The 9,001-nt window shown below is 58.4% G+C and carries 6 protein-coding genes and 4 pseudogenes; 2 read left to right on the top strand and 8 right to left on the bottom strand.

Features of this window, described 5'->3' with window-relative positions; translation table 11 throughout:
• The 6 genes and pseudogenes from EN742_RS14335 to EN742_RS14315 form a co-directional block, all read right to left on the bottom strand.
• Window positions 1-281 (bottom strand): annotated as a pseudogene (locus EN742_RS14335) (transposase); the annotation flags it as partial.
• Window positions 282-365: 84 nt separating this feature from the next.
• Window positions 366-455 (bottom strand): annotated as a pseudogene (locus tag EN742_RS39360) (DUF2285 domain-containing protein); the annotation flags it as partial.
• Between the two features lie 639 nt (window positions 456-1,094).
• A pseudogene (locus EN742_RS14325) lies at window positions 1,095-1,725 on the bottom strand (acyl-homoserine-lactone synthase).
• Window positions 1,726-1,812: 87 nt separating this feature from the next.
• Window positions 1,813-2,010 carry a helix-turn-helix transcriptional regulator gene (locus tag EN742_RS40235; protein WP_348632859.1) on the bottom strand — a complete coding sequence of 66 codons (198 nt, stop codon included), beginning with the start codon at window positions 2,008-2,010 and terminating at the stop codon, window positions 1,813-1,815.
• Window positions 2,001-2,537: an autoinducer binding domain-containing protein gene (locus tag EN742_RS14320; RefSeq protein WP_189375318.1), complete on the bottom strand. Its 537-nt coding sequence runs from the start codon at window positions 2,535-2,537 to the stop codon at window positions 2,001-2,003. Before EN742_RS14320 ends, EN742_RS40235 begins: the two co-directional genes overlap by 10 nt.
• Before the next feature lie 457 nt (window positions 2,538-2,994).
• Complete coding sequence (locus tag EN742_RS14315) at window positions 2,995-4,650, bottom strand: MFS transporter (protein ID WP_128332942.1); 1,656 nt, start codon at window positions 4,648-4,650, stop codon at window positions 2,995-2,997.
• Between the two features lie 471 nt (window positions 4,651-5,121).
• Here EN742_RS14315 and EN742_RS14310 point away from each other — a divergent pair.
• A pseudogene (locus EN742_RS14310) lies at window positions 5,122-5,314 on the top strand (transposase); the annotation flags it as partial.
• 72 nt (window positions 5,315-5,386) lie between these two features.
• Window positions 5,387-5,572 (top strand): hypothetical protein, encoded by a 186-nt coding sequence (locus EN742_RS39355; protein WP_245492321.1) that lies wholly within the window; start codon window positions 5,387-5,389, stop codon window positions 5,570-5,572.
• Window positions 5,573-6,407: 835 nt separating this feature from the next.
• On the opposite strand, the gene EN742_RS14300 is transcribed toward EN742_RS39355, so the two are convergent.
• Window positions 6,408-7,499 carry a GlxA family transcriptional regulator gene (locus tag EN742_RS14300; RefSeq protein WP_128332940.1) on the bottom strand — a complete coding sequence of 364 codons (1,092 nt, stop codon included), beginning with the start codon at window positions 7,497-7,499 and terminating at the stop codon, window positions 6,408-6,410.
• Between the two features lie 241 nt (window positions 7,500-7,740).
• A complete protein-coding gene (locus EN742_RS14295) occupies window positions 7,741-8,940 on the bottom strand; it encodes an amidohydrolase (RefSeq protein ID WP_245492320.1) in 1,200 nt (399 codons plus the stop codon).
• Window positions 8,941-9,001 lie beyond the last annotated feature (61 nt).

Below are 9,001 nucleotides of genomic sequence, written 5' to 3'. Positions count from 1 at the left end.
TGAAGCGACGGGCGCTGGCGCGGAGCCTTTGGCATAGCGCAGCGCGAGCGACCGTCGCGGATTGAAGGTGGTGGCGAACTCGGTCGGTGTCTGCCAGGCGCTTTGGGAGTGCGGCCGCGCGGTGTTGTAGTCGATGCGCGACAGGCGATGGTTACGCGCGCCTGAGTCAGCGAAGTAAACAGCGTCTCGTTGAGACACTCATCGAGTAGCCGACCATTGAAGCTTTCCACAAAGGCATTCTGCATCGGCTTGCCCGCCGCGATTTAGTGCCATTCGACCTGCCGATCCTCCTGCCAGGTGCGCGCCGAAACGGCGCGGCGGATGCGATCGCGCAGGTGATCGCGAGGATCGTTCCAGTCGGAGTGGACGCGCCCTTCTCCAATCAGCGCCTCCGCAATCTCGCGGTGGGATGCTCCAGCGAGCGACCCGTTGAGGGCGCGAAGAATGAAGGTCAATCGAGCTCCGCGTCTTTCGGGCGGAAACAGGCGGGCGGGCAGTTATCCATCGAGACAAAGGGCATTGAGGCACTCGAGCCCCCACAAACGATGTTTCAAAAGTGCTGGGGGCCAAATCGCCTCTGCACGCAGGCAAGCGGGCCGCAGGATATCCGCACCCGAAACTGCGAGTTGGAGGTTATGCTCCGCATTGCGAAGATGGACGTGCTGGCTCTCGTCGGGCCTCAGCAGGACTGTCGCTCGACATGACAATGTCGCCAGGTCGAACAGCGATCCGGTTGGCGATGCAGACGGCTGGTCCGCGACGACCGGCAATGCATGGACGCACCGGCGCACACACCAGAACACGGTCGCACTGCGTGCGTGAGACGGGGCGAAACAAAACACCCCAGCGCGAGAGATCGCCGGCGGAACTGATCAGGTCGACAAGGGCTCCACGAGACAGTGTATTGGCCTGCTGGAGCGCAGCGAGCAGATCAAGCTGGAATGCCCGGTTGCGACGCAAGAACTCCGAAGCCCAGCCACCCAACGTCAATTGAGTGGTGCAGTCATAGGAGCAGTGATCCTGCCAGTCCTGATCGGCATCTGGCGCGACAATATGGGCATGATCGTGATCCTCTGGCCGCCGTCATCGCGTGATCATGCCACCCGGCGAAGCACCGGCGCCCACAGCACCGGACCGCCAATGCCACCGTTTTGCCGCACCACCTGGAGCATCTTTTCCGACACATCCAAAAGCCGGCCAGAGCGCGGGTGACGCCAATCGTGTGGGGCTCTCCAATCCGCTCAAGCGGCCAGCCGGCGCGACGAAGGATGCGTTCCATGCGCAAGTCGGTGACCGCTACGATATGGCTGAGCTGGCGCGAGAGGCCTAACTTGATCATGCCGGCGAAAAGCTCGTAGGTGGCGATCGCAATGCCGCCCGCTCCCTTCGGTGCGGACGAAGCAATGTCGATCGCGAAGCGGCTGCTTCCCATATGCTCGGATGCTCAGGCGCCGTCTTTTCCTCCAACAGCATGGGAAAGGTGTCGCGAAGCATGGTCGCGCCGGTCGAGGGCAAAAGGCGCACGTAACCCTCTACCCGACCCTCGAAACCGCGCAGCAACAGGCAGTGAGGTCTCAACGAGTCAAAGGAATCGATCTCGTAGCCGCCATTTCCCTCTTACCTCCAGTCGAGCCTCTCCTTGAAGACGCGGTAGCGAAGGTGAGGCATTGCATGCAGGTCGTCGGCAAAGTCCTCGTAGCGGTCTGGTGAAATCAGCTGGATCATCAAAGGCCTCCTCGCGGGGGAAATTTCCCCGGAATTGGAGGCGAAGCTTGACGTTTGCGCTGCCTGTGCAACTGCACAGGTAGACTGTCAGTGATGCGAGGATTTCGAATTGACGACACGCGCAACCAACTGGCTTCTGGTCGTTATGCCGAGCTTCCTACGGGCGTTATCGAGATGAAACGCGGCCGTGCGCCGCGTGACCCCAAGGATGCAGCCGATCTCCCAGGCCGTCTTGCCACGTGCTGCCCATTGCAGGCACTCGTATTCACGCGCCGTCAAAGGCACACCGTCAACGATTCGGTCAGCGGACAGTTTTCGTCGAACGAACTTGTGAAAACAGGTCGCAACGTATGGCAGATCGTCGTCATAGCGGTCCGCGACGCGGAAAATGCAGGATCGCGCTTGTCAGCGGCAAAGGTCATCGCCGCAAAATTGCCTCGCAGATCGATAATCGGGATCGTCAAGCCACAGCAGATGCCGAATTGCGCGGCTTCGTCAAAGACCCTCTGCTCAGCTTCTGATGGCTCAACATCCGGTAGTGCAGAGCCCCATCGAAAAGGACATCCGCCGACGCGGGCACGCACGATCACGGGGTCGATGCTCTGGTACTGGTGCTCAAGATAGCGGGCTGTCCAGGGCGCCGGATAGTTTGAGATCAGCATAGGCTTGTCACCTGGCCGCGGCGGCAGCGAGAGGTAGGCGAAGGCGAGCAGGTCGAATTGTGAGCTCACATAGGCCAAGGCGCTGTGGAAATCGACCTCATCGACGCCTTCCGAAAGCTGTTCCAAAAATCTTTCGAAGACAGATTGCATGTCTGCCCTTGTCAGTTCCTTCCCTTGCCTCTCCGGCAGCGTGCAATCGAAAGCTGACGCGGCGGTGGAGGGACATGACGTTCTGCAAGAGCCGCGCCACAACACTGCGGCAGCTTGTGTCAGTGGCTTTACACATTCGCCGCCCACGTGCTTGCAATAATGTAGCCCACACGGTCCGAATCGGATGGTGATCTCCGATCCGATCCTAAAGATCCCAGTCTCGCTGTAGACGCTGCGAGGCAGGCTTCAATCAAAACCAAGATGCTGGACCGCATCTCTAGGTGCTTGCTTCAACATCACCTCTGTTTCTCGTCAATGACGAGATGTCGGACAGTGTCTTGAATCATGTTCTTAGCACTCGAACCTCTCTCTGTTATTTCGCGTTCTCGCTGTTTTATGATCCTCACTGAAAATGCCGCCTTGCATCTCGGATATGCGGCTGGACGCCAATTAATTGTCAGCGGTGGGGAAAATAAGGTGCGGATTGCTCGGGCTTGCGGGCCGAGCCTGTCGGGCGCTCGATCAAAAGCGTCGTTTGAGGTGAAACCTCTCCCGCATGCAATTCGAGGACACGTTCGTCCACTTCCTTGTCTGCTTCCGTGAGGCGATGGTTCAGGCGAAGGTAGTCCATCCAGGTCGGCGTGCGGAACGTTTCTGTCCATTGCATAGGCTTCTGCAGGTTGCGCTGGAGTGTCCAGTGCCGAGCACCGACGCGGCTGTGTAAGTGCCGCCGCTCGCGCATGAGGTCCAAGAAAGCATCGACGTTTTCCGCGGGTATCAGATATTCGACTTTGACGACGATGGGACCGCTTCTTGGCTTGAGATTGAGGGCGACTGCCGGGGTGTCGAATTGCTCTAAAGGATCGGGCTCGGAGTCGTGGCGCTCGCGAAGAGGAAACACGACGCCGGCCGCAGCGACGAGCAACAGAGCACCAGCAGAACCCTCCAGCGCCCAGGTCAGGGAATGGTTCTGGACCACCGTGCCCCACACCCAACTGCCTGCCGCGATGCCGCCATCTATCAACGCATAATAGATCGAGATGGTGCGCCCCACGACCCAGCGCGGGCTTGCCAACTGCACGCTCACGCCAACTCCGGACCAGGCGGTGACCCAACCTGCGCCGCCCAAGGCGAGTGCTATTGCCGCCACGGCAATCGAAGAGGTCAGCGCCAGGGAGAGGGAGCACGCCGCGCACGCAACGCACGCGAGCGTCATCAGTCGTTCTTGAGACAAGATCCGTCTGAACATGCCATTGGAGACGCCGGCGCAGACAGCGCCTGTCCCGAAGCCGGCCATGAGGGCGCCATAGGCGAGCGGTCCTCCTCCCAGTTGATCCCGGACGACCAGGGGCAGCAGCGCGAGTATGGCGATGCCTGCCAGGCCAAAGAGAGTTCCGCGGGCGATCGCCGCCTTGATTTCCGACGACATCGCCGTGAATCGGACCCCGTCATAGATCGCCGTCCTCATCGGCTCACGCGGCAGAGGCGAAGAGCGAACCTTCCATTTGCAACGCCATATGGTCCCCAGAGGGACCAGGTATGTAAGTGTGGTCACGGCTAGAGCCGTCAGAAGCCCGAACGAGGCAACCGCGATGCCGCCGAGTGCCGGGCCTACGGTCCGGACAGTGTTGAAGCCGACGGAGAGCAGGGTGACGGCAGCTGGAACATCGCGTCGGTCTACCATATCGCCAACCGAGGCTTGCCAGGCGGGATCGTTGAGAGCGCCGCCGCATGCAATCAAGAAGCTGAAGCCGAGGATCATCCAAGGGTCGATAAAGCCCAGCGCCACAGAGGCGGTCAGCATTGCAGAGGCTATCGCCATAATGCACCGGCCGGCGAACATGACCCTGCGACGGTTGAAATTGTCGGCGATAGCCCCGACGAAGACAGATAGAATGAAGGCGGGCAGCGTCGATGACGCGGGTACCAGCGCTACCATTAGATCGGAAGTCGAGATTGTCGCCATCAGCCAGCTGATGGCAACAGTCTGCATCAACCATCCGAGAGAAGAGACTTGAGAGGCCAGCCAGATAGAGCGAAACGTCGGGTTCGTGAGCGGCGCAAAGGCTCCTGGCGAAATTGGATTACCGTCTGCGCCCGCAAGACTGTTCATTCAATCTAACTCTGCTTATGTTCCAGGTTTCTACATTGCTCTGCAGCCACCAACTGCCGCCGAGTGAAAACCGGTTGAGGGCCGATGCCGGCCAATGGGTGCAGATACTCAGAATGCCCGGCAGGAGACTGAGCTCGCTGCCGGGCCGGGACGCCTTGGGAGGAGGCGTACTTGGTAACCCTTTGCAAAAGTTTTGAACCACCCGCATCTACAATATCAGAATCGGACCGTCAGTGCGTCGTTCGTAACTGTAGCGCATCGAGTTGACCGGTTTACGCCGATCATCCCCAATCAACGCAGCAGATCGGCGTTGCGCGGCTACATTCGCATAAAAGCGGTGAATCCCTGGCGCGCAGATTCCTCCACCGTCATCAAGGGTAGACGGAACAGTCTAATATGATTACCGCGCTCAGTCTGCAACTACGCCGGCACGCAAGCCGTCTTCTCGTCATCGAACCTGAGGCCTGGACGCGGGCAAGGTTGTCGCCGAGTTCTCCGGTTGCCGAGCCATCGACCACATGCTGAAGCGCTGGGACGGCTTCACATTCTTAGCTACGGTCGGATCTGCCTGACAATGCCGCCGAGCGGCGCGCTCGTACGCTTCGCTCTCGGCAGAAAAGCTTGGCTGTTCGCACGCACCGATCGAGGCGCCGATCGGGCCGCCTTCATTGGCGTATCCATCCGGTGGGGGACGTGGACGGACCTATTTGTCTTCGTCGCGGTGGATGGGTGAGGTTTGAAGGCTTTCGATGCCGAATTCGGAGAAGGCGATGACGCCGTCGTCGGGTTCATTTCGATGGCGATTTCGGCGAGCCAGTCTTCATTTTTCACCGAGTTCCCGCGCGACGCGTGCGATGCTTCGCACGGAATGGATCTTGTTGATGTGCATTGTCAGGCTGCGATTGCGGCGGGCTTGCGCTAGTTCCACGGCAGCAACTCGTCGAGGGGTTGGCGGGGAGCTCTGCAACGCGTGCAAGCACATCGGTAAGGCAGGCTTGCGGATCGACATACTGAGCTTGGCCGTGCCGATGAGCGCAGATGACGACAGTGCGATGGCCGCGATCCGATCCGCAGAACAGCCAGGCCTTCCGACCGAGGGGGACGCAGCGCAGGGGCCGTTCAGCCGTTGTTCCGTAATGTAGAGATTCTGCCATCGCCGAGAAAGCGGGTAAACGCCGGCCATCGGCGCAGCATGTGTGGTTGATTGGCCTTGGCGAGATCGTGGTTGCGTCAGAGCTTGGCAAGCTGATCAGCCAAGCGAAGGTCCCCATCAGTTGAGCGCTGCGCTCCTGGCGAGCGCAGGCGTGCACTTCGGCGCTGAGTCCGTTGATCTCGGGCTCGATATCGAACAGGACATCGAGGCGCTGCACCGCCTCCAGTGCGATCGGGTGTAGCTCTTCTTGCGCCCTGATCCCTCGACATCGGCAAGTTCGAAGAACTCGCGGTGAGCAAGGGCAAAGCAGCCCGCTTTGCCGCTGCGCCACTTGCGTCACACAGGCTCCGGGCGAAAACGCCTAGCCAAAATCTGGCGCCGTTCCTCTTAGTTCCGCCGCCGCCGACGTTCGGGCCCCGTGAGCAACGTGATTTGACCGATCAGCCGTGCGCTCATAGGAGCACGCTTAAATCCAGTCCTTCATCACTCAGACAAGGCGCGACACGCCGGATGGATGCCGCTGGCCCAGCATATCTATATCTACTCTTTCGACCTGCATTTCTTCCCCAGACTCAAGCAAATCACGAACGGCCGCACCACCGCGTTAAGCCGCGTGGTCCAAAACCCTATTGAGGAACCTGCTATTTGCGTACAAAAAAGGTTCTGTGGTGCCAGCGATCGCTCCTTCACATTTGCTGTTGCGTGCTTGATTGGGCGACATGCCGACTATTTGTCGAAAGCATTTCGAGAAGTGCGATGCCGAAACGAACCCACAAGCAATGGCAATCTCCACGACCGGCATAGCAGTTTGAATCAGTAAAAGCCTGGCGCGCTCAATACGCAATTTGCGATAATAAAGCATCGGTGAGTGATTGAGGTGGAGCCGAAAAAGGCGCTCGACCTGACGGCTCGATAAGCCGACTTTCGATGCAAGGATTTTTGTTGGCAGCGGCTGCTCTATGTGATTTTCCATTTCATTAATCACTTTTATGACTACCTTATTCAATTTTCGATGGCGGAATGAAAGAGGCAGTCGCTGGCGTTCCTGTGATTTCCGTACGCGATTAACGAGGCCGAGTTCGCAAATACTTGCTATCGTGGACTCCCCGTAGCTTTGCTCAACCATCTGCAGCATCATATCAAAGGGCGTCGAGCCGCCAGCACAGGTCCAGATGTCGCGATCAATGTTATATATGCTGGTGTTCACGAGCAGACTGTTGAATGTCTCACTGAAACCAGGCTCCTTTTCCCAATGAATTGTGCAGCGTCTGTTTCCGAGTAGTCCTGCTCTCGCAAGGACGTAGGCGCCGGTACCGAGAGCGCCAACTGCAATTCCTCGCTGCCTACAGTCGCGCAACCAAGCTTCCAGGGATTTGTTGAAATGTTGCTCTACGTTATCGTCGGCACAAACAATCGACATAGACGGACGCTCGGCCTGAAACAGGCGCTTGCGCTCTGCTTCCAGGCAAGAATCGGCCAAGAGCGAAGATCCGCAGTTTGCCCGAACAACCATTCCTTTCTCAGAAATCAGCCGCCAGTCATAGGCTCTGTAGCCGAGTACGCGATTGGCGAGCCTTAGCGCCTCGATTGCCGAGTATAGTGACAGCAAAGCGAAGCCAGGAACAAGGTAAAACGTTAACACGGTAGGGCCTTTAGGCAACCCAACTGGCCTCGAAGGCTGCTGTCTCCCGGCCATGATTTATTCTCCAATTTGCGGGGGGTGAACTTTTCTTTGTTTGGCAAGATCGGCTGGTTCACCAGCAGAAACGGGTTTACGTCAAGACGCGCTCCGAAGAAATGACGGGCGCCGCAAATTTCGTTACTTCGACCGCTCTGGAGGCTGTTGGTAACCTATCCGACTGATGCCTTCCGCCACCTGGCTGCGGCCGTCCATGACTTCGTTTTTTTGACGCGATGACGCGCCCGAATCCTTGTCCCTAGCTCATTGCCAAGAAGTCTTGGGCAGTAGCTACCAAGGTAGAAACCCCGACTGAAAGTGCTCCCTCATCAACTCGAAATTTCGGATGATGGAGCGGGTAAACAGAGGCGATTTCCTCGTTGCGGATACCCAAGCGAAAGTACACGGAAGGTCGCTTGTCACTGTAATAACCAAAATCGTCCGCGGCCGTCCAGCCTGGAGCGCTAACTGTGCTTTCGTGACCAAACAGCCGGACCGCATTTCGACGGACAATCTCCGTCATTTCAGGATCATTGAAGACCGCGGGTTCGCCCTTGGTAATGTCAAGCGTTACGGTCCCGCCATGGCTTGCAGCAACACCCTCGAATATTTGCTTGATGCGTCGCCACGCACACGTGCGGGTCTCGTCATTGCCGCTTCGGATCGTACCTTTGAGTGCTACCTTCGAGGCGATTACGTTATACGCTCCGCCCCCTGAAATTCCGGTGACTGAGACCACAAGAGGATCGAACGGATCGATCTCTCGGGAAACTATCTTCTGCAGTTCTGAAACCATCGAACAGGCGACCGCGATGGCGTCCACGCCCTCGGACGGTTTTGCCGCATGGGCGGACGAACCGATCACCACTGCATCGAAAATATCGGACGCCAGTGTGTAGGGACCGCTGCCGACTGCGATTTTGCCCGTCGTTGTATAGGGATCGACGTGAATGCCAATCGCGCCATCAACGTCGTCGAGCAGGCCTTCCTGCACAACACGACGGCCGCCTACCGGTTCCGCTTCCTCCGCCGGTTGGAAGATCATGCGCACGGTTCCGCTGAAGTTTTCGCGCGCCCGATGCAGGAGCACGGCGGCTGCATAGCCCATCGCGGCATGGGCGTCATGACCGCACGCGTGCATGACGCCGGCATTTTCGGAAGAAAATGGTTCGCCGGATTGTTCCTCAATTGGAAGTGCGTCGATATCGGCGCGAATGACCACTTTGCGGTTGGACGGTGCGGCCGCACCGACGATGTCGACCGCCAGGCCAAAGCCCGCGACTTCCCGAACTTCACTCAAGCCTTCCGCATGAAGAGCAGATCTCAGGTAGATCTGGGTTTCACGCTCGTGGTTGGACAGCTCCGGATGGCGATGGAGGTGCCTGCGCACCTCAATCATGCGCGCGTGAAGCTCAGCCTCGAGTCCGCCCAACTGTCCGTCCGGAACATTATTTGACATGAATGGCTCTTGGATAATTGGTCAGCGTCTCATTGCCATTGGCGGTTACCAGAAAGGTCTC

The sequence above is a fragment of the Mesorhizobium sp. M4A.F.Ca.ET.020.02.1.1 genome, from assembly GCF_004022645.1.
GTDB lineage: Bacteria > Pseudomonadota > Alphaproteobacteria > Rhizobiales > Rhizobiaceae > Mesorhizobium.
The sequence above is the reverse complement of the archived record's forward strand: the minus strand, read 5'-3'. Positions and strand labels throughout refer to the sequence as shown.

Excerpts from the sequence above, each read along its gene's own strand:
- EN742_RS14295 (WP_245492320.1), bottom strand. The coding sequence starts at position 8,940 with ATGTCAAATAATGTTCCGGACGGACAGTTGGGCGGACTCGAGGCTGAG.
- EN742_RS14315 (WP_128332942.1), bottom strand. The coding sequence starts at position 4,650 with ATGAACAGTCTTGCGGGCGCAGACGGTAATCCAATTTCGCCAGGAGCC.
- EN742_RS14320 (WP_189375318.1), bottom strand. The coding sequence starts at position 2,537 with ATGCAATCTGTCTTCGAAAGATTTTTGGAACAGCTTTCGGAAGGCGTC.
- EN742_RS14300 (WP_128332940.1), bottom strand. The coding sequence starts at position 7,499 with ATGGCCGGGAGACAGCAGCCTTCGAGGCCAGTTGGGTTGCCTAAAGGC.